We start from the raw sequence: 18,070 nt of genomic DNA on the forward strand, positions 1-18,070 counted from the left end.
CATCCGCAACGCATGCGGGAATCTGCAGCAATGGCGCATCCGCTTTACAATAGTGGCTCGTTCAGCAAGAATGCCTGCTTCAAGCAAGCTTGGCTCAACCCTCCGGCCGCAGGCTGGAAGACTCCGAACATTCACCACAAAGGGACATCACATGGAACATACTCTGCCACCACTGCCGTATGAAATGGACGCTCTGGCGCCGCATATTTCGAAAGAAACCCTGGAATACCACTATGCCAAGCATCACCAGGCGTATGTCACCAACTTGAACAACCTGATCAAGGGTACCGAGTTCGAGAACCTGTCGCTGGAAGAGATCATCAAGAAATCGTCGGGCGGCATCTTCAACAATGCAGCGCAAGTATGGAACCACACCTTCTACTGGAACGGCATGAAGCCGGCCGGCGGCGGCGCGCCTGCGGGTGCCGTGGCTGACGCGATCAACGCCAAATGGTCGTCGTTCGACAAGTTCAAGGAAGAATTCACCAAGTCGTGCGTGGGCAACTTCGGTTCGGGCTGGACCTGGCTGGTGCAAAAAGCCGACGGCTCCGTCGACATCGTCAACACCTCGAACGCCGGCTGCCCGCTGACCACCGGCGACAAGCCGCTGCTGACCTGCGACGTGTGGGAACACGCCTACTACATCGACTACCGTAACCTGCGCGCCAAGTACGTGGAAACGTTCTGGGGCCTGGTCAACTGGGACTTCGTTGCCAAGAACTTCGCGTAAGCAGTTCCTGTCAACGTAAGGAGAAAAAGCCTGCGCCGCCCCGCGCGGGCTTTTTTTTGCCTGCTGAAAGGCGAGGCGCTGCGCTACAATCAGCATCTTCCCACCCCGCCCTGCCCCGATGTCCGCTCGCCTGCTGCGCCGCCTGTTGATTTTCCCCCTGCTGGCGTGCCACCTGCACGCGTGCGCGGCCGCCCCATCGCCCCTGTTATCCGACTACACCCACAACGCCTGGGGCGCCCTGCAAGGCGCGCCCGTCGACGTACTGAAATTCGCCCAGGGCAAGGATGGCTGGCTGTGGATCGCCACGGCCACCGGTTTGTACCGCTACGATGGCGTGCGCTTCGACCGCGTCGACAGCGTGTACGGCCACCGCCTGCCGTCGAGCAATGTGCTGGGCCTGGCCACGCCGCCTGACGGCGCCGTCTGGGTCGGCTACCGCCTGGGCGGCGTCAGCGTCTTTCGCCAGGGTGCCACGCGCACGTACGGGGAAGCGGACGGCTTGCCGCCGGGCGCCGTATTCCATATCGAGGCAGCGCCCGACGGCGCCATCTGGGTCGGCACGCGCGATGGCGCGGCGCGCCTGGCGCCGGGCGCCGACCGCTTCGTCGCGCAGGCCGCCAACGTGGGCCTGCCCGACAAGCGCGTGTACCAGATCCTGTTCGGGCGCGATGGCACGCAGTGGATGGGTACCATGCACGGCGTCTTTTTCCGCAGGCCGGGCGAGACGCGCTTTTCCCATGCCTGGCCGCGCACCATGCTCACCAGCATGGATGAAGCGCCCGATGGCGCCATCTGGGCCGTGGACGCGCAAAGCAATTACTATCGCGTGCGCACCAGCGCGCCGCGCGGCGACGCGCCCATCCGGCCCGACGCCACGGGCAACGGCATCCGCTTCGACCGCGCCGGCACCATGTGGCTGATGCAGCCCGATGGCATTGAGCGCAAGTTCGATCCTTCCGGCCCCAGCCTGCCGGCCCAGCGCCTGACGCGCCAGAACGGCATCAGCGGCCCGCTGCCGCAAACGTCGTTCCAGGACCGCGAAGGCAATCTGTGGTTCGGCACGTCGACGGGCCTGGACCGGCTGCGGCCGAACCGCCTGCAGACCCTGGCCGTCGCCGTGCCCTTCGACCATCCCGGCATGCTGCCGGGGCCCGATGGCGACGTGTGGATCGGCGACTACGTCGGCGACGTGCGCAGCTTTACCGCCGACGGGGTGAAGAAAGTGATACTGAAAGGGGCGCTGGCGGCCAGCCACTGGGCGCCCGATGGCACGCTGTGGCTGGGCAACGAGCAGGAGCTGCACCATCGCGCGCGCAACGGCGCCATGACGCGCGTGGTGCCGCCCGTGCTGGGACTCGATCCGCAGGCGCTGCAGCAGGACCGCTCGGGCGCCCTGTGGGCCTCGTTTTCCGGCGGCGGCCTGTTTCGCCTGAGCGAAGGAAAATGGATCGCCGACGGCGGCCTGTCCGGCCTGCCGGCGGTGCTGACCACGGCCATGGCGATCGATGGCGCCGGCACCGTCTGGCTGGGCCATGCCGACAATACGCTCAGCCTGGTGGCCGATGGCCAGCGCGCAGGCGCCGTCAAGCGGCTCGGCGCGCCCGAGGGCCTGCAAGTGGGCACCGTGCTGCAGCTGTACCGCGATGGCGAGGCGATGTGGGCCGGCGGCGAAAACGGCGTGGCCCTGTACCGCGCCGGCCGCTTCCAGATGCTGCGCGGCGCGCACGGGGCGGCGTTTCGCGGCGTATCGGGCATCGTGCGCCTGCCGGACGGCGACCTGTGGCTGCATGGCGCGGACGGCATCGACCATATCGCTGCCGCCAGCCTGGCCGCGTGGATGCGGGACGGCAGCGCTGTTACCTCGGAGCGCTTCGACGCGCTCGACGGCTTGCAGGGCCATGCCTCGCAACTGCGCCCCGTGCCTTCGCTGATCCATGCGCCCGATGGCAAGCTGTGGTTCTCCACCTCGGCCACCATCGCCATGCTCGACCCGCTGCACATCCGCCGCAACGCCCTGGCGCCGCCCGTGCAGATCCACAGCTTGCTGGCCGATGGCGTGCGTTACGCGCTGGACGATGGCAAGCCGCAGCACCTGCCGCAAGGCAGCAAGACCCTGCAGATCGGCTTCACGGCCCTGAGCCTGTCGATGCCGGAACGCGTGCGCCTGCGCTACCGGCTGGCAGGCGTGGACACGGGCTGGCAGGAGGCGGTGGGACGCCGCGAAGCGTACTACACCAACCTTGCCCCCGGCAGCTACCGCTTCGACGTCACGGCCGCCAACGAAGATGGCGTGTGGAACACGCAGGGGACAGGGCTCGACATCGTCATCGCGCCCACCTTCGTGCAAACGCCGTGGTTCGTCGTGCTGCTGGCGCTGGGCGCCGCGCTGCTGCTGTATGGCGGCTATGTGCTGCGCATCCGCCACCTGACGCGCAATATGCAGGAACGGTTGCAGGAACGCTTGCAGGAGCGCCTGGCCGAGCGCTCGCGCATCGCCCGTTCGCTGCACGACACGCTGCTGCAAAGCGTGCAAGGCCTGATCCTGTCGTTCCATGCGCATGCGGACATGCTGCCCAAGGGCACACGCGAACGGGCGCGCCTCGATGGCACCCTCAACCTGGCGGACCAGCTGCTGATCGAAGGCCGCGACCAGATCATGGACTTGCGCGCCTCGGCCGAACCCGACGAACTGCGGCTGGCGCTTCAGCAATTCGGCAAGGGCCTGGCCGAGCACCGCGCGCACGCCTTCACGGTGCATGTCAGCGGCATCTGCCGGCGCCTGCAGCCGCGCGTGCATGACGAAATCTATGCCATCGCGCGCGAAGCGCTGTTCAACGCCTCGCGCTACGCCGAGGCGGCAAACATCGTGCTGGAACTCGACTATGCGGAGCAGGCATTCACCCTGCGCGTGCGCGACGACGGCTGCGGCCTTGATGACGCCGTGGCGCAGGCGGGCCAGCGGCCCGGCCACTGGGGCCTGGTCGGCATGCGCGAGCGCGCCGCCGCCATCGGGGCCGGCCTGCGCATCGACAGCCGGCCCGGCGCCGGCACGCAGATCGAAGTGAACGTGCCGGGCCGCCTGGCCTATTGACGGCACGCTTGCGGGCGCGCCCGCAAGCGTCTGCGGCCCGGATGGAAAATGTTATACGATGCGCAAGAGCGCTGCCGTGCTCGCCTATCCTGCCACACCACTTTCTGAAAGCACTCCATGAAAAAATGCCTGCTCGCCCTATTGTTCTGCGCCTCCGGCTCCGCCTTCGCCAACTCGGCCTGCGACACGCCGCGCAACGACTTCGATGGCCTGTATTGCCTCAACAAGGTGTACCAGGAAGCGGACAAGGAACTCAACGCCAACTACAAGAAACTTAGCTCCCAGCTCGATGCCGGCGGCAAGCAAAAGCTGAAATCGGGCCAGCTTTCCTGGATCAGCGAGCGCAACGAGCGATGCTCGAAAAAGGATGGCTCGGGCTTCTATGTGAATCTCGATTGCGCCACGCGCACCACCATCGAACGCGCGCAATTCCTGCAAGACCGCGTGCGCGAATGCGTGAGCGCCGGCTGCCAGAACAGCAAACTGTGAGCTGAACCTGCGCTAGCGCAAACGGGAGCGGGCGGCAGGCGCCCATACTGGCCGCTCCGATGTCTTCCCCGTTTGTGCCATGAGCAAACTCATCGACATTTCCCTGAACCAGTGGGACGCCAGCGGCAGCGCCGTGCAGCAGGCGGCGGCGCTGCAGGCACTCGAAGATGGGCAAGTGCTGCTGTTGCCCCGCCTGGGTTTCTCCCTGCGACAGGAAGAGCATGCGCTGCTGAACGGCGCGGTGGGTAACGCCAGCAGCGCCAAGAATATCAGCTGGGAACCGGCGCGCGGCGTGCGCGGCCACGGCGGTGCCTGCGATGCGGCCCTGCTGGCCGCGCTGATGCAGCGCTACGCGCGGCACACGCAGCGCTTGCTGGGCGGCTTGCTGCCTGGCTATTCCTCCCATCTGCAGCAAGGCAAGGGCAGCTTTCGCCCCGTGGAAATCGCCGGCCGGGCGAGTTCCTGGCGCAAGGACGATACGCGCCTGCATGTCGACAGCTTTCCCTCCTCGCCCACGCAGGGCCGGCGCATCCTGCGCGTCTTCACCAACATCCATCCGCGCGACGCACCCCGCGTGTGGAAACTGGGCGCGCCATTCGAGCAGGTGGCGCAGCATTTTTTACCCGTCGCGAAGCGTCCGCAACCCGTGCTGGCGGCCCTGCTGCAATGGCTGGGCATCACCAAGTCGCGGCGCACGGCCTACGACCACTACATGCTGCAACTGCACGACGCCATGAAGGCCGACCTTGGCTACCAGGCGCAGGTGGAACAGCACACCCATGCGTTCGCGCCGGGCCAGACGTGGATCGTCTTCAGTGACGCCGTATCGCACGCGGCCCTGCGGGGACAGCATGCGCTGGAGCAAACCTGGCTGCTGCCGGTGCAAGCCATGGCCGCCCCGCACAAATCGCCGCTGGCCATCCTCGAACGCCGGTTGCAGCGCCCGCTGGCCTAGCCGCGCCTGGTCTGGCTTGGCCTGATACTGCGGCAAGAGCGGGCTCAGGCCGGCAAGCGGGCCGTCTTGAAGCGCCGCCAGGCCTTGTGCATGCGGCCATCGCTGCCCTGCGCCTGCGCGCGCGCCGCCAGATAGCCGCGCACGAAGGCCGCGTGCAGCCGCAAGCCATCCCGGGCGGACTGGGCCGACTGGTCAGCTTGGCCAGTCTGAACCTCGGGCAATTGCTGCAGCAGCCGGTCCGCCACCTGCACATCGTTGAGCCAACCCAGTTCATCCTGCAGCAGCGACAGCCGCCCCACATACGGCTGCACGGTGCGCGCGGCAAACAGCGAGGCAAAGAATTCCGTCGCATACCGCGTCTTCTTGGCCGCGATACGCACCCGATGGCGCTGCTGCGGCGTGGCATGCAGCAGGCGCTTGCCGCGCTTCATCAGGCGGCGCTGGTCCTTGCGCAGGGTCGCGCGGGCAAACGGCGAGACGTGCGCGTCCAGGCGCCGCAATTGGCGCGCGGAGCAATTGTCGCGCCAGGCGCACGCCTGCAGCCAGCGCTGCAAGCCCAGCATGCAGGCCGTGTAGCGCGCCGAGGTGACGGCCTGGGCCGCTTGCACGTGCTTGAACCGCGCCTGCGCATGCGCCGCCTCGGCCAGCGCCGCCGCATCCGCGGCCGCCTCGCCATCGAGCTGCGCCAGGGTATTGCCAGCCAACACATCCCAATCGCGCGCCTCGCCCAGCGCGCCGCCCAGCCAGCCGAGTTCGCCCTTCAAGGCGTCCGGCAGCGCCAGCAGGGACTTGAACATGCCCAGCGCCGAGCGCAAGCGGCGCAGGCCCACGCGCATCTGGTGCACGCTTTCCACGTCCTCGCCCGCCGCCACGCCATCCTGGTTGCCGCTGACCTGCTCCAGGCAATTGCCGGCGATGGCCAGGAATACCTGCTCCACGGACATGGCCGCGTCCAGCGCCAGGGGCTGCGCCTTGACGGCTTGCAAGGGATAGGATGCCGCCAGCCGGTAACCGCGTTCCGCCTTGCTCATGTGGCCCAGCTGCAGCGGCACGTCCTGCAGCAGGGCCAGCGCCACGTCGAACAGGCTGGCCGCCTGCCCCTGCTTCAACTCCAGTTCGATCTCGCTGACGGGCACGCTGCGGACGGCGCCATCCGCCCCATCCGCACCGCTTTCAATGACACCCTGGTCCAGCACGCATTCGATCTGGTCGCCCTGCGGCGTGCGCAGCTGCCATACGGTGCGCTCGATACGCGTGGTAAACACGGGCTGCAAGGCGTCGCGGATGGCGTCCTGGCGCAGCAGCGCGCGGATCGGCTGCTTGCGGCCGATGGCCGCATCGAGCGCGGCAAGGTCCGGTTGCGGCCCGGGAACTTCGCCTTCCCACTCGTGGCGGCTGTGCAAGCCGCCGCTGACGCTGCCGCCCGCCTTCAGGGTTTGCACCCAGCGCCCGTCCACCTGGCGCACGCGCAAGCCCGCCTGCTGGCGGCACAGCTGCAAATCGGGCGTATCGACATAGATATCGTGCATCTGCAGCATCTGCGGCTCGCCTTGCGCCGACTGCGCCAGCAGCGGGTGCGCGCGCAAACGCAATACATCTTCCTGCGCCAGCAACAATTTCAATTCGATTTCCATGACCGCTCCTTGCGAGACTTCTCAACGCTTATTGTAAGGCGCGTCCCTTCGCGCGCAAGGCGCACGCACGCAGACCTTGATTTTGCGCGAAAATAAGCACTTCATTCAACCAGGAGATGCCATGACCTACCACGCCGCCGAGAACCGCTACGACAGCATGCAATACCGCACCTGCGGGCGCAGCGGGCTGAAACTGCCGCTGCTGTCGCTGGGACTGTGGCACAACTTTGGCGACAGCAACAGCCTCGCTTCCCAGCGCGACATGCTGCGCACGGCGTTTGACCTGGGCATCACGCATTTCGACCTGGCGAATAACTATGGCCCACCATATGGCAGCGCGGAAAGCAATTTCGGCAAGCTGCTGCGCGACGATTTTTTACCATACCGCGATGAACTGATCATTTCCACCAAGGCAGGCTGGGACATGTGGCCGGGCCCGTACGGCCAGGGCGGCGGTTCGCGCAAATATGTGCTGGCCAGCCTGGACCAGAGCTTGCAGCGCCTGGGCCTCGACTACGTCGACATCTTTTACTCGCACCGCTACGACGCCGACACGCCGCTGGAAGAAACCATGGGCGCGCTGGCCACCGCCGTGCAGCAGGGCAAGGCGCTGTACGTGGGCCTGTCGTCGTATTCTCCGCAAAAGACGGCCGAGGCGGCCGCCCTGCTGAAAGAGTGGAAAGTGCCGTGTCTGATCCACCAGCCGGCCTACAATATGCTCAACCGCTGGATCGAGGAAGACGGCTTGCTCGACACCCTGCAGGAGCAAGGCATGGGTTGCATCACGTTCACGGCGCTGGCGCAGGGGCTGCTCAGCGACAAATACCTCGATGGCGTGCCGCAGGATGCGCGCGTCAACCGCCCCGGCGGCGGCTCGCTGCTGCAAAAGCACCTGAGCGCGGAAAACCTGGCCCGCGTGCGCGCGCTGAACCAGATCGCCGCGCAGCGGGGGCAAACCCTGGCGCAGATGGCGCTGGCCTGGGTCTTGCGCGATCCCCGCGTCACCTCGACCCTGATCGGCGCCAGCAGCAGCGCGCAAATCCGCGAAAACGTGGCCGCGCTGCAGCAATTGTCATTCACGGCCGACGAGCTGGCCGCCATCGACGTGCAGGCGCGCGAAGGCCATATCAATCTGTGGGAAGGCCCGTCGCGGGCCGTGTAAGGCGATTACGCTGGCGGTGGCAGCAGGGCCAGCAGTTCCTGCGCCACTTGCCGGCGCCGTTCGGGCGTGGCGAACACGCCCACGTCCACATGCGCACCAGCCTGGCCGACATCCTGGATGCGTATCAACTGGCGCGGCCCTTGCGGCATGGCGATGCGCGTGCGCCACGGCGAAAAGTGGTGGCGCCGGCAGCGCCCGGCGCTGACCTGTTCGATGATCAGCTCGCCGTCGCGCAGGGCGATGTGTTCATAGTCGCGCGCATGGCGTAGATAATGCAGCAGTGCAATGGCCACCAGGCCCAGCTCGGCGAACGAAAAGACGGGAATGTACCAGAGGCCGCGCAGCGCAAAGGCGGCGGCAATCACGAGGGAAAACAGGCATAGCAAGCCATAGGCGCGCAGCAGCTGGCGCGCCGTCAAGGCACTGTGGCGCGCCAGCAGCCATTGCGGCTGCTCGCGCGAGTGATCGCGTGGCATGGCGCCTCCCGCACTATCGCTCCATCACCGCAGCGGCCCCCGCCGCCGCCAGGTTCAGCCAGATCGCGCCAAGATCAGGCGCCCATGCGCACCAGCGCGTGGCCCACGTGCTGCCACCAGTGATCGCGCGACTTGACCTGCTTCAGGCAAGACGTGTCGATTTCCGTGGGGAACACGTGATCCTGGCAAGCCTTCGTTTCCAGGGCATAACGCTGGTTTTCCGCCGCCGCCAGGGCCACGACAAGCCAGAACGCCAACGCCAGCAAGACCACCAGCAAACTCCAGGCCAGGTGATTGGTGTTACTTTTTTCGCCAAAAAACTCGCGCGGCCGCGTCTCGCGGTACATCGACATCAAGTCTTTTTCTTTCTCTTCCGACATCTGCGTTTGCATCCTCTGACATCCTATCCTGTGCCGGCCGGCTGGCCATGGCGGCGCGCACGCCGCCTTGACCGCATTTTACGCTGATGGCGCAGGAGAGACAGTAATTCGTGGCGACCGTGCCGCCAGCAGCCGTCAGGGGCGCGGCGCAGCCCCCCGCGGACCGCCGGGTTCGCCCTCGCCCTCCTCCTCTGCCGGCCGCACGGGCGCCACGCTTTCCACATGGTCGACGTCGATATCGCCGCCATCGGGCGCCGTATTCTGCGGCTCCACGCCAGCCCGCTCTCCCGTGCCGGCCGCATCGCTGTCGTTCTCGAGCGCTTCCGGGTCCTGGCCCGGCACGCCCTGCATGTCGCTGCCGCTGTCGGAACTGTCGCTGGGCCCAAGCGCGCCCTTGCCATGGCCGCTGCCCAGGATACGGTCGGGCGTGACGGGCAAATTATCCGGATCGAGTGAACTGCTGCTCATGGCTGACTCCCGTTAATAAAAAAACCAGCTTACTCCCCTGGCCTGGCCAGCGGCGCACGCCTGCACGGCATTTTCCCTGCGGAAAATGCGGCGGCGCACAAATATTTTCATAAATTACTTCACAAATGTACTATTCATTGCTATAGTTAATTCAAGTAAGCATCTTCTCATCCAGAAACTGCTTCATCGGCGGCAGGGCACCCACCAGCGCCCTGCCGCCGAACCGACCGGTACGTGGCGATCCGGCCCATCCACCCAGCCATCATGCACATTTTGGAGTCTTATCATGCAAGCCAAATCACTCATCGCAGCATTGTTTGCCATCACCACCGCTACCTCGGCCTTCGCCCAAAGCGCCGCGCCAGCCGCTGCCAGCCAGCAACTCACACGCGCCGACGTCACGGCCGAATACATCCGTGCCCGCAACGCCGGCGAAATCGCCACCAGCGAAGTCGACTACCCGAAAACGCCGGCTACCGCCGCCAGCAACGTGACGCGCGAACAAGTCATGGCCGAGTTCTACGCCGCCCGCAAGGCTGGCCTGATCCCGCAAACGGAAGCGGACTTTGATGTCGCGCAAACGGCAAAACACGTCGTGAAATAAGAAACCAGTCAGCCGGTTTCAGTCAGTCAGTAACACACCTCAGTTGCGGCGCAGCACCCGGGCCACTCCCGGCGCTCACCGCGGCGAGCTGTCAGCAGCACCCCCAACACGATCTTTCCCGGAGTCCCTGCATGTCCCTGCACCGCCGTTTGCTTGCCGCCAGCCTGATCCTTGCCTTGAGCGCTTGCGCCGACATGGGCCATATCGCGCCGCAATCGGCCATGCTCGACGCCAACAAGCTGCAAGCGAGCCAGGCCATGGATGCCGCCGCCAGCGCCGCCATCCAATGGCCGCGCACGCAATGGTGGCAAGACTTGCACGATCCCCAATTGAACCGCCTGATGGAGCAGGCGCTGGCCGACAGTCCCACCCTGCGCGGCGCCCAGGCGCGCGTGCGCCAGGCCGAGGCGCTGGCCGGCGCGGCCGAGGACAAGACCCGTCCGCAAGCGGACGCGAATGTCTCCATCAACCGCGAACTGTATTCGCAGCACGGCAGCACCCCGGCGCCGCTGGCCGGCAACTACGCCTGGCGCAACCAGGCCACCGTCACGGCCTCGTACGACCTGGACCTGTGGGGCCGCAACCGCGCCGCCCTGTCCGCCGCGCTGGGCGACGTGCAGATGGCGTCGGCCGAATCGCAGATGGCCCGCCTGGCCCTGGAAACGGCGCTGGTGCGCACCTACATCCAGCTGTCGTATGAATTCCAGCTGCAGGACGTGATCGAACGCAGCCTGGCGCAGCGCGCCCGCATCCTCGACATCACGCGCCAGCGCAAGGCCGCCGGCATCGGCACGGACATCGACGTGGCGCAGATCGAAACCACCTTGCCGGCGGGACGCCGCCAGCTGGAACAGTCGGCCGAATCGCTGGCCCTGCTGCGCAACCAGCTGGCGGCCCTGACGGGCAAGGGCCCGGCAGCGGGCGCAGCCTTGAGCCGCCCCGTGCTGCGCCTGGACCAGCCGCTGGCCATTCCCGCCGCCCTGCCGGCCGACCTGATTGGCCGCCGTCCCGACATCGCCGCCCAGCGCTGGAGGGTCGAAGCGGCGGCGCAGCGCATCGACGCCGCCAAGGCCGAGTTCTACCCGAACGTCAACCTGGTGGCGTTTGCCGGCTTCCAGGCCTTCGGCTTCAGCCACTTTCTCGACGCCAATTCGCAGATGCGCGGCGCCTCGCCCGCACTGAGCCTGCCCATCTTCGCCGGCGCCCGCCTGCGCGCCCAGCTGGGCAGCCAGACGGCCGTGTACGACGGCGCCGTGGAGCAATACAACGCCACCGTCATCAACGCCATGTCGGACGTGGCCAATGCCGTCACCCGCGCCCAGTCGCTGGCCAAACAGCACCAGCTGACGGTGCAGGCGCTGGCCACGGCGCAGCGCGCGCGCGACCTGGCGGAGAAGGCTTACAAGGCAGGCATGAGCGACGCCATCAACATGCTCAACACGCAAGTGGCGCTGCTGGCGGAAGAACAGCAGCAGGCGCAGAATGGGGCACGCGAGCTCGATCTGTACGTTTCCTTGATGAATGCACTGGGAGGCGGCATCTGAGCTTGCAATCCTGGCATTGCCCTAGCCCAACAAGATACAATCGGAACTTTATTCACACATGAAGGAATATGACATGACCGCTTTTGACGCCACCTCCAAGCGGCTGCAAAACATCCGCACGCGCATGCCAGGCTTCCCCATGGAACTGATGCGCCTGTTGCGCATGACGTACCACATTCAAAAAGGCATGAAGGACCTGACCAACGCCGCGCTGAAAAAGCATGACCTGGTCGATGCCAGCTACATGGTGCTGGCCGTGCTGTACGGCACGGACGACGAAACCTCGAACGCCTGCACCCTGGGCATGGCCTGCCATGAAAAGCCGGCCAACCTGACGCGCGTGTGCAACGACCTGGAAACGCGCGGCCTGATCCACCGCGGCACGCGTCCCGGCGACCGCCGCTCCGTGATGATCTCGCTGACCGACAAGGGCCGCGCACTGATCGAAACGGCACTGCCCGATGTGTACCAGGAAACCTCGGCCCTGTATGAAGGATTCACGGACGAAGAGCTGCAAGTGCTCGACAAGCTGTACATGCGCCAGTTGCGCAACCTGAACAATCTCAACAACCAGAACTGATAGCCTATCGATGACGCCAGCCACAGCAACCAAATTCACACACGGCCCCCTGACCCGGGCGGCCCACTGGCTGGCGCTGGCGCTGCAGGACTGGCGCGCAACGGAAGGCGAACGCTGGATCTACGTCGGCAAGACCCTCATCGCGTCCTTCTGCGCCCTGTGGCTGGCCTACCGCCTGGGCCTCGATTCGCCCAGCACGGCGATGACCACCACCATCATCCTGGCCCTGCCCAGCAGCGGCATGGTGCTGGAAAAAAGCTTTTACCGCCTGTGCGGCACCCTGCTCGGCTGCACGGCCGCGCTGACCCTGATCGGCCTGTTCCCACAGCAGCCCGTGCTGCTGTTCGCCGGCCTGGCCCTGTGGGTGGGCCTGTGCACGAGCGGCTCGGCTCTGCACCGCAATGCGCAATCGTATGTGTACGTGCTGGCTGGCTACACGGCCTGCATGATCGTCTTGCCCGCCATCGAGCAACCGATGCAGGTGTTCGCGCTGGCCGTCACGCGCGTGGCCGAGGTGAGCCTGGGCATCATCTGCTCGGCGGCCGTCTCCAGCGTACTGCTGCCGCGCCACCAGGGCACGCAGGTGATGCGTACGGTGCAGGCGCGCTACGGCAAATTCCTCACCTTTTGCCAGGACGTGCTGCAGCAAAAACTCACGCCAGCGCAGGTGGAACTGACGCATTTGCAGTTTGCCGCCGACGTCGCGGCGCTGGAACTGGGCCGCTCGGCCGCCCTGTTCGAAGTCACCAGCAAGGTCAGCCACGTGCGCGCGCAAAACCGCAAGCTGCACGCCTTCAACGCCACCTTCATGACGGCGCTGACCACTTTCTACACCTTTCACCGCCTGTTCGACCGCCTGCAGCGCGATGGCGAAACCCAAGTCATGCAGGCCTGCGCGCCCCTGTACGCCATCGTCGCCGAAGCGCTGCAGGCGACGCCTTCGCAAGACTCGCTCGACACCATGCAGCTGCATCTGCAGACGGCCCTGGCGCAGGCCCGCTCGGACATCGATGGCGCGACCATCGCGCATGCGCAGCGCATCGATTTCGACACCGTGTGCGAACTGCTGGAGCGCTTCGCGCGCGACATGAGCCGCTTTCACGAAGTGTATTTCAGCCTGGCCCACGACACGCCCCTGGAAATCAGCACGCCGCAAGCGTATGCGCCGAAGACGCCGCCCGCGCTGGTGATCGCCAGCGGCGCGCGCGCGGCCATCAGCCTGGCCCTGCTGGCGCTGGGCGCCTACTTCCTCGCCTGGCCCTACGCCAGCACGGCGATGCTGATGGCGGCCGTGTTCTGCGCGCTGGCCTCGTCCTCGCCGCGCCCCATCATGATGATCCGCCAGGTGCTGGCGGGCTTCCTCATCGCCATGCCGCTGTCGCTCGTGTGCGTGTACTTCGTGCTGGTGCACGGCGACGGTTTCCCCATGCTGGTACTCAGTTTTGCGCCCTTCCTGGCCGTCGGCCTGTACCTGATGACGAATCCCGCCAAGCTGGGCGTGGGCCTGGGCGTGTCGACCTTCATCACGCAGATGGCGCCGACGAATCTGATGCATGTCGACGGCGCGGCCTTCTTGAACACGGGCATAGCCCTGATCGTGGGCCTGATGCTGGCGGCCCTCGTGTTTGCCGTGCTGCTGCCCGAGCACACGATGGGCCACAAGGACCACATCGGCCGTGCCCTGTGGCGCGAAGCGCTGCATGCGTGCACGGCGCCCGCGCGGCGCGTGAAACACCGTTTCGACAACCGCGTGCGCGACTTGCTCAGCCAGCTCAATGCGGCGGCCGGACCGGCGCCGGGCGAGGCTGCGCGCGCCGTCGTGCGCCAGGCCTTGACCTTGCTGGAAATCGGCCACTCGGTGATCGAACTGCGCGAACTGATCGCGACGGCCCAGCCAGGCGCCACGCGCCACGCGCTGCAGCAGTGCGTGGACCACATCGCCGCCTGGCTGCGCACGCGCAGCGACACGGCACTGCAGGCGGCGCTGGCAGCCACCCTGCAGGCGGGCGCCGTGGTGCGCGCGGCCCAGACGGAAGCCGGTGCGACACCAGAACGCAAGCAGGAGCAAGACCTGCGCCTGCACACGGCGCTGGCCGACCTGCATTCGATCTACACCTCATTACTCGACCATATGGCGCCTGGCGCCGGAGACCACCATGCCGCGTGAATTCGCCCTGTTCGGAATTCTGATTCCTACCCTGCTGCCCCTGTTCATCCTCAGCATCGGCCTGCAAACCCTGCTCGACCGCGTGCTGGGCTGGCTGGGCGTGTACCGCATGGTGTGGCACCCGTCGCTGGCGCGGCTGTGCATTTTCATCGCCATCTTTGGCGCGCTGGCTTTATCGCTTTACAAATAAAAAAAACTGTTCAACCCCATCAAGGAAAGGCTGCCGTCATGGTAAGCAAACTGACCCGCTATGCAATCACCTTGCTGCTCCTGGCCGCCGCGCTGTGGATAGGCAAGACCGTCTGGGACCGCTACATGGAGTCGCCGTGGACGCGCGACGGCCGCATCAAGGCCGACATTGTCAACATCAGCGCCGACGTGGCCGGCACCGTCACGGACGTGCTGGTACGCGACAACCAGGTGGTGCAAAAGGGCGACGTGCTGTTCGTCGTCGACAAGGAACGCTACACGAGCGCACTGGCGCAGGCCGACGCCGTACTGGCCGCGCAAAAAACGGAAATGGGCCGCCGCGGCAAAGAAGCCCAGCGCCGCGCAGGCCTTGACGCCAGCATCATCTCGACGGAAAGCCGCGAAAGCGCGGCCTTTGCCGCCAGCTCCGCCTCGTCGCAGGTGCAGGCCGCCGTGGCCGCGCGCGCGCTGGCGCAATTGAACCTGGAGCGCACCACCGTGCGCGCCCCCGTCAGCGGCTACGTGACGAACCTGAACGTGCACAAGGGCGATTTCGCCGCCGTCGGCGCGGCCAAGCTGGCCGTCATCGACAGCGCCTCGTACTACGTCGTCGGCTATTTCGAAGAGACCAAGCTGGGCATGCTGGCGCAGGACGACAAGGCGGAAATGAATCTGATGAGCGGCGGCACCCTGCACGGCCACATCGAGAGCATCGCGCGCGGCATCACCGACCGCGACGCCGCCACGGGCCGCGAACTGCTGGCCGACGTCAATCCCACCTTCAACTGGGTGCGCCTGGCGCAGCGCGTGCCCGTGCGCATCCACATCGACGAGCAGCCGAAAGGGCAATTGCTGGTGGCCGGCACCACCTGCACCGTGGTGATCACGCCCCATTCTGCGCCGGCGCCGAAGCCCGTGGCCGCGCACCCGGCATGATACGCAGCGGCGGCGCCGGGCGCCTGGCGGAAATCGCCCTGTTCCTCGACGCCGCGGTGCTGGGCAGTTTTTCCGCGGCCGGCCGCAAGCACGGCCTGTCGCCGGCCGCCGCCAGCGCCGCCATCGCGCGCCTGGAAACGGCGCTGGGCGTCACCCTGTTCGAGCGCACCACGCGCCAGCTGCGCCTGACGGAAGAAGGTGTGCACTACCGCCATTACAGCGAGCAGGCGCTGGACTTGCTGGCGCAAGCCGAAGACGGCTTGCATGCAGGCGGCGCCGGCGTACGCGGCGTGGTGCGCATCTCGGCGCCGTCCGACATCGGCCGCCAGCTGCTGCTGCCCATGCTCGACCGTTTTTCCGCCCAGCACCCGCAGGTGCGCCATGCGCTGACCTTGACGGACACCACGGCCAGGCTGCTGCAGGACGACATCGACCTGGCCATCCGCTACGGCGAACTGCCCGACAGCGACATGGTGGCGCGCCTGCTGCACCCTGGCCGGCGCGTCGTGTGCGTGGCGCCCGCGCTGGCCGCCAGGGTGGGCGTACCGGCCACGCCGCGCGACCTGGCGCTGCTGCCGACCCTCGTGCTCACGGCGGGTGACGGCGCGCCGCAGGAGTGGCGCTACCGCGAGGATGGCAAGCGCCATAGCCTGCGCCTGCAAGGCGCCTGGCACAGCAACGATGGCGAAATCATCCGCCGCTGGGCCGTGGCCGGCCATGGCTATGCCTACAAATCCCTGCTCGACATCGGCGGCGACCTGTCCGCCGGACGCCTGCAGACGGTGCTCGACGATTACTTCGGCGACAGCGTTCCCCTGAACCTGCTGTACCGGCGCAGCCGCTTCCAGCCGCCGCGCGTGGCCCTGCTGATCGAATTCCTGCTGCAGCAATTCGCGGCCCTGCCGGCGCAAGGCTAGCGGGCCGTCATCAAGGCACCAGCACGCCCAGCTGGCGCAGCAGGGTCAGATTATCTTCCAGGTGCCAGTTGTCGCTGATGCGGCCCTGCGCATTGACCTGGTACAAATCGAACGCGTAAAAATCGATGGCTTGCCCCTGCCCCTGCAAGGGTCCCTGCGGCGTGGGGAAGACGCCCGTGAAGCGGCCCGTGAAATGCAGGCGCAGGCTGACCCGGTCGCCGGCCACCAGCATGTCCTCGATGGCCACCTGCAAATCCGGCACGGCCGCGTGAAACACGTCAGATGCCTGCAGCGGACCGGCCAATCCCTGCGCACGCCCGGCGGGCAAGGTGCGGTCGGTAAAATCATCGGCCAGCGCAAGGCGCGCCAGGGCCGGATCGCCGCTCTGCCAGAACGCGGCATAGCGGCGCGCCGCCAGTACCACCTTGTCGGTGGCAGCGGCGCCGGCCAGGTGGGCCGGCATGGGCAGATTTACGGCGGCATGGGCTGGCGCGGCAGCGGCCAGCAGAGAAAGGGCCAGGATGGCGGGGGCAAGAACAGGTGCGGGCATAAGGAATCCAGGTGGGTTGATCGGCGTGCCTGCTGCAATGGCACCCCGCCATTCTGGACTCGCTTGCCCTATTTGATAATTGGCCCCGCACTTGAAGCACTTGCTTTCAGCGGTTGAAAATACGTTGAAAATGCGTGGAAATCAGCGCCCGCCCGCCACGTCGAGGATGCTGCCCGTCACATAGCTGGCGCCCGGTCCCAGCAGGTACAGGATGGCGTCGGCGATTTCTTCCGGCTGGCCGCCCCGCTGCATCGGCACGCCGGACGCCAGGCGCGCCACCCGCCCCGGTTCGCCGCCGGAAGCGTGGATCTCCGTATAGATGATGCCGGGCCGCACGCCGTTGACGCGGATGCCCTCGGCCGCCACTTCCTTCGCCAGGCCGAGGGTCAGGGTATCGACGGCGCCTTTCGAGGCCGCGTAATCGATGTATTCGCCCGGAGAGCCGAGGCGCGCGGCTGCCGACGAGACGTTCACGATGCGCCCGCCCTGCCCGCCGCTGGCCGTCGACATACGCCGCACGGCCTGCTGGCAGCACAGGAAATAACTGATCACGTTGGTGCGCAGCACGCGTTCCAGGCGCTGCACGGAGATATCGGCCAGCCGGCATTTCTGCTCCAGCACGCCCACATTGTTGACCAGCGCCGTGAGCGTCCCCAGGCGCGCATCGACTTCCGCAAACAGCCGTTCCACGTCTTGCGCGTCGCTGACGTCGGCCTGCACGGCGATGGCTTCGCCCCCATCGGCGACGATGCGCGCGCACAGCGCGTCGGCCGCCTGCGCATCGCGCACATAATTGATGCACACGGCATAGCCCTGGCGCGCCGCCAGCTGTGCCGTCGCCGCGCCGATGCCGCGGCTGCTACCGGTAATCAAGATCACTTCCTTCATCGTTCCTCCTGAATGGTTGTGGTTCCATCATACGCGGACGAAAAAAAACCCGCGCATGGCGGGTTCTGTATGCAAACACCTTCAGTTCCTGAAGTGCGTCATGGCGTAAGTCAAGTGCTGCCACCAGTGCTCGCGCGACTGCACGGACGCCAGGCATTTCGCGTCGACCTCGTTCTTGAACGCGGGGTCCACGCACGCCTTGGTGACCAGCGCATTGCGCTGGTTTTCCACGCTGACGACGGCAATCGCCAGCCACGCCACGAGGGCAAGAGCCAGTGCGCACAAGGTCCAGGGCAGCTGTTTCATGATG

At 66.4% G+C, this 18,070-nt stretch carries 19 protein-coding genes; 12 read left to right on the forward strand and 7 right to left on the reverse strand.

Annotated elements, in window-relative coordinates; all coding sequences use genetic code 11:
* Positions 1 to 151 precede the first annotated feature (151 nt).
* The 4 genes from CSQ91_RS19935 to CSQ91_RS19950 all read left to right on the forward strand — a co-directional run bounded on the left by CSQ91_RS19935 (position 152) and on the right by CSQ91_RS19950 (position 5,265).
* Entirely contained in the window at positions 152 to 730 is a 579-nt protein-coding gene (locus tag CSQ91_RS19935; RefSeq protein WP_034751750.1) for a superoxide dismutase, read from the forward strand.
* A gap of 118 nt (positions 731 to 848) precedes the next feature.
* Positions 849 to 3,821: a sensor histidine kinase gene (locus CSQ91_RS19940; protein WP_099389398.1), complete on the forward strand. Its 2,973-nt coding sequence runs from the start codon at positions 849 to 851 to the stop codon at positions 3,819 to 3,821.
* Positions 3,822 to 3,938: 117 nt separating this feature from the next.
* On the forward strand, positions 3,939 to 4,310 hold the full coding sequence (locus CSQ91_RS19945; RefSeq protein ID WP_099389399.1) for a lysozyme inhibitor LprI family protein: 372 nt from the start codon (positions 3,939 to 3,941) through the stop codon (positions 4,308 to 4,310).
* A gap of 79 nt (positions 4,311 to 4,389) precedes the next feature.
* Positions 4,390 to 5,265: a Kdo hydroxylase family protein gene (locus CSQ91_RS19950; protein WP_099389400.1), complete on the forward strand. Its 876-nt coding sequence runs from the start codon at positions 4,390 to 4,392 to the stop codon at positions 5,263 to 5,265.
* Positions 5,266 to 5,309: 44 nt separating this feature from the next.
* On the opposite strand, the gene CSQ91_RS19955 is transcribed toward CSQ91_RS19950, so the two are convergent.
* Entirely contained in the window at positions 5,310 to 6,899 is a 1,590-nt protein-coding gene (locus CSQ91_RS19955; RefSeq protein ID WP_099389401.1) for a CYTH and CHAD domain-containing protein, read from the reverse strand.
* A 121-nt stretch (positions 6,900 to 7,020) separates the two neighbouring features.
* On the opposite strand from CSQ91_RS19955, the gene mgrA reads away from it, so the two are divergent.
* Positions 7,021 to 8,061, forward strand: coding sequence for an L-glyceraldehyde 3-phosphate reductase (gene mgrA / locus CSQ91_RS19960; protein WP_034782068.1), 1,041 nt, complete (start codon positions 7,021 to 7,023; stop codon positions 8,059 to 8,061).
* 5 nt (positions 8,062 to 8,066) lie between these two features.
* Here the strand turns inward: mgrA and CSQ91_RS19965 are convergent, their stop codons facing one another.
* From CSQ91_RS19965 to CSQ91_RS19975, 3 genes are all read right to left on the reverse strand, one after another.
* Positions 8,067 to 8,537, reverse strand: a complete 471-nt coding sequence (locus tag CSQ91_RS19965) for a DUF2244 domain-containing protein (RefSeq protein WP_052140101.1) — start codon at positions 8,535 to 8,537, stop codon at positions 8,067 to 8,069.
* A 74-nt stretch (positions 8,538 to 8,611) separates the two neighbouring features.
* Positions 8,612 to 8,929, reverse strand: a complete 318-nt coding sequence (locus tag CSQ91_RS19970) for a hypothetical protein (protein WP_034782067.1) — start codon at positions 8,927 to 8,929, stop codon at positions 8,612 to 8,614.
* A 123-nt stretch (positions 8,930 to 9,052) separates the two neighbouring features.
* The gene (locus tag CSQ91_RS19975; protein WP_052140118.1) at positions 9,053 to 9,385 is read right to left on the reverse strand and encodes a hypothetical protein; all 333 of its coding nucleotides are present in this window, start codon (positions 9,383 to 9,385) and stop codon (positions 9,053 to 9,055) included.
* 286 nt (positions 9,386 to 9,671) lie between these two features.
* Here CSQ91_RS19975 and CSQ91_RS19980 point away from each other — a divergent pair, with 286 nt between their 5' ends.
* The 7 genes from CSQ91_RS19980 to CSQ91_RS20010 all read left to right on the forward strand — a co-directional run bounded on the left by CSQ91_RS19980 (position 9,672) and on the right by CSQ91_RS20010 (position 16,322).
* Complete coding sequence (locus CSQ91_RS19980) at positions 9,672 to 9,989, forward strand: DUF4148 domain-containing protein (protein ID WP_034782066.1); 318 nt, start codon at positions 9,672 to 9,674, stop codon at positions 9,987 to 9,989.
* A gap of 131 nt (positions 9,990 to 10,120) precedes the next feature.
* On the forward strand, positions 10,121 to 11,533 hold the full coding sequence (locus CSQ91_RS19985; RefSeq protein WP_099389402.1) for an efflux transporter outer membrane subunit: 1,413 nt from the start codon (positions 10,121 to 10,123) through the stop codon (positions 11,531 to 11,533).
* 73 nt (positions 11,534 to 11,606) lie between these two features.
* A complete protein-coding gene (locus CSQ91_RS19990) occupies positions 11,607 to 12,113 on the forward strand; it encodes a MarR family winged helix-turn-helix transcriptional regulator (protein ID WP_034782299.1) in 507 nt (168 codons plus the stop codon).
* A gap of 10 nt (positions 12,114 to 12,123) precedes the next feature.
* Positions 12,124 to 14,280 (forward strand): FUSC family protein, encoded by a 2,157-nt coding sequence (locus tag CSQ91_RS19995; protein ID WP_257217418.1) that lies wholly within the window; start codon positions 12,124 to 12,126, stop codon positions 14,278 to 14,280.
* Complete coding sequence (locus tag CSQ91_RS20000; protein WP_070224633.1) at positions 14,270 to 14,470, forward strand: DUF1656 domain-containing protein; 201 nt, start codon at positions 14,270 to 14,272, stop codon at positions 14,468 to 14,470. The genes CSQ91_RS19995 and CSQ91_RS20000 overlap by 11 nt, the downstream gene beginning before the upstream one ends.
* Positions 14,471 to 14,508: 38 nt before the next feature.
* Positions 14,509 to 15,405, forward strand: a complete 897-nt coding sequence (locus tag CSQ91_RS20005) for an efflux RND transporter periplasmic adaptor subunit (protein WP_099389403.1) — start codon at positions 14,509 to 14,511, stop codon at positions 15,403 to 15,405.
* Positions 15,402 to 16,322: a LysR substrate-binding domain-containing protein gene (locus CSQ91_RS20010; protein WP_099389404.1), complete on the forward strand. Its 921-nt coding sequence runs from the start codon at positions 15,402 to 15,404 to the stop codon at positions 16,320 to 16,322. Before CSQ91_RS20005 ends, CSQ91_RS20010 begins: the two co-directional genes overlap by 4 nt.
* A gap of 10 nt (positions 16,323 to 16,332) precedes the next feature.
* Here CSQ91_RS20010 and CSQ91_RS20015 read toward each other — a convergent pair whose 3' ends face one another.
* The 3 genes from CSQ91_RS20015 to CSQ91_RS20025 all read right to left on the reverse strand — a co-directional run bounded on the left by CSQ91_RS20015 (position 16,333) and on the right by CSQ91_RS20025 (position 18,066).
* Entirely contained in the window at positions 16,333 to 16,872 is a 540-nt protein-coding gene (locus CSQ91_RS20015) for an ester cyclase (protein ID WP_099389405.1), read from the reverse strand.
* Between the two features lie 141 nt (positions 16,873 to 17,013).
* Positions 17,014 to 17,760, reverse strand: coding sequence for an SDR family oxidoreductase (locus CSQ91_RS20020; protein ID WP_099389406.1), 747 nt, complete (start codon positions 17,758 to 17,760; stop codon positions 17,014 to 17,016).
* Between the two features lie 81 nt (positions 17,761 to 17,841).
* Entirely contained in the window at positions 17,842 to 18,066 is a 225-nt protein-coding gene (locus CSQ91_RS20025) for a hypothetical protein (RefSeq protein WP_034782054.1), read from the reverse strand.
* Between the last annotated feature and the right edge of the window lie 4 nt (positions 18,067 to 18,070).

The organism is Janthinobacterium sp. BJB301, assembly GCF_002735685.1.
Taxonomy (GTDB): domain Bacteria; phylum Pseudomonadota; class Gammaproteobacteria; order Burkholderiales; family Burkholderiaceae_D; genus Janthinobacterium; species Janthinobacterium lividum.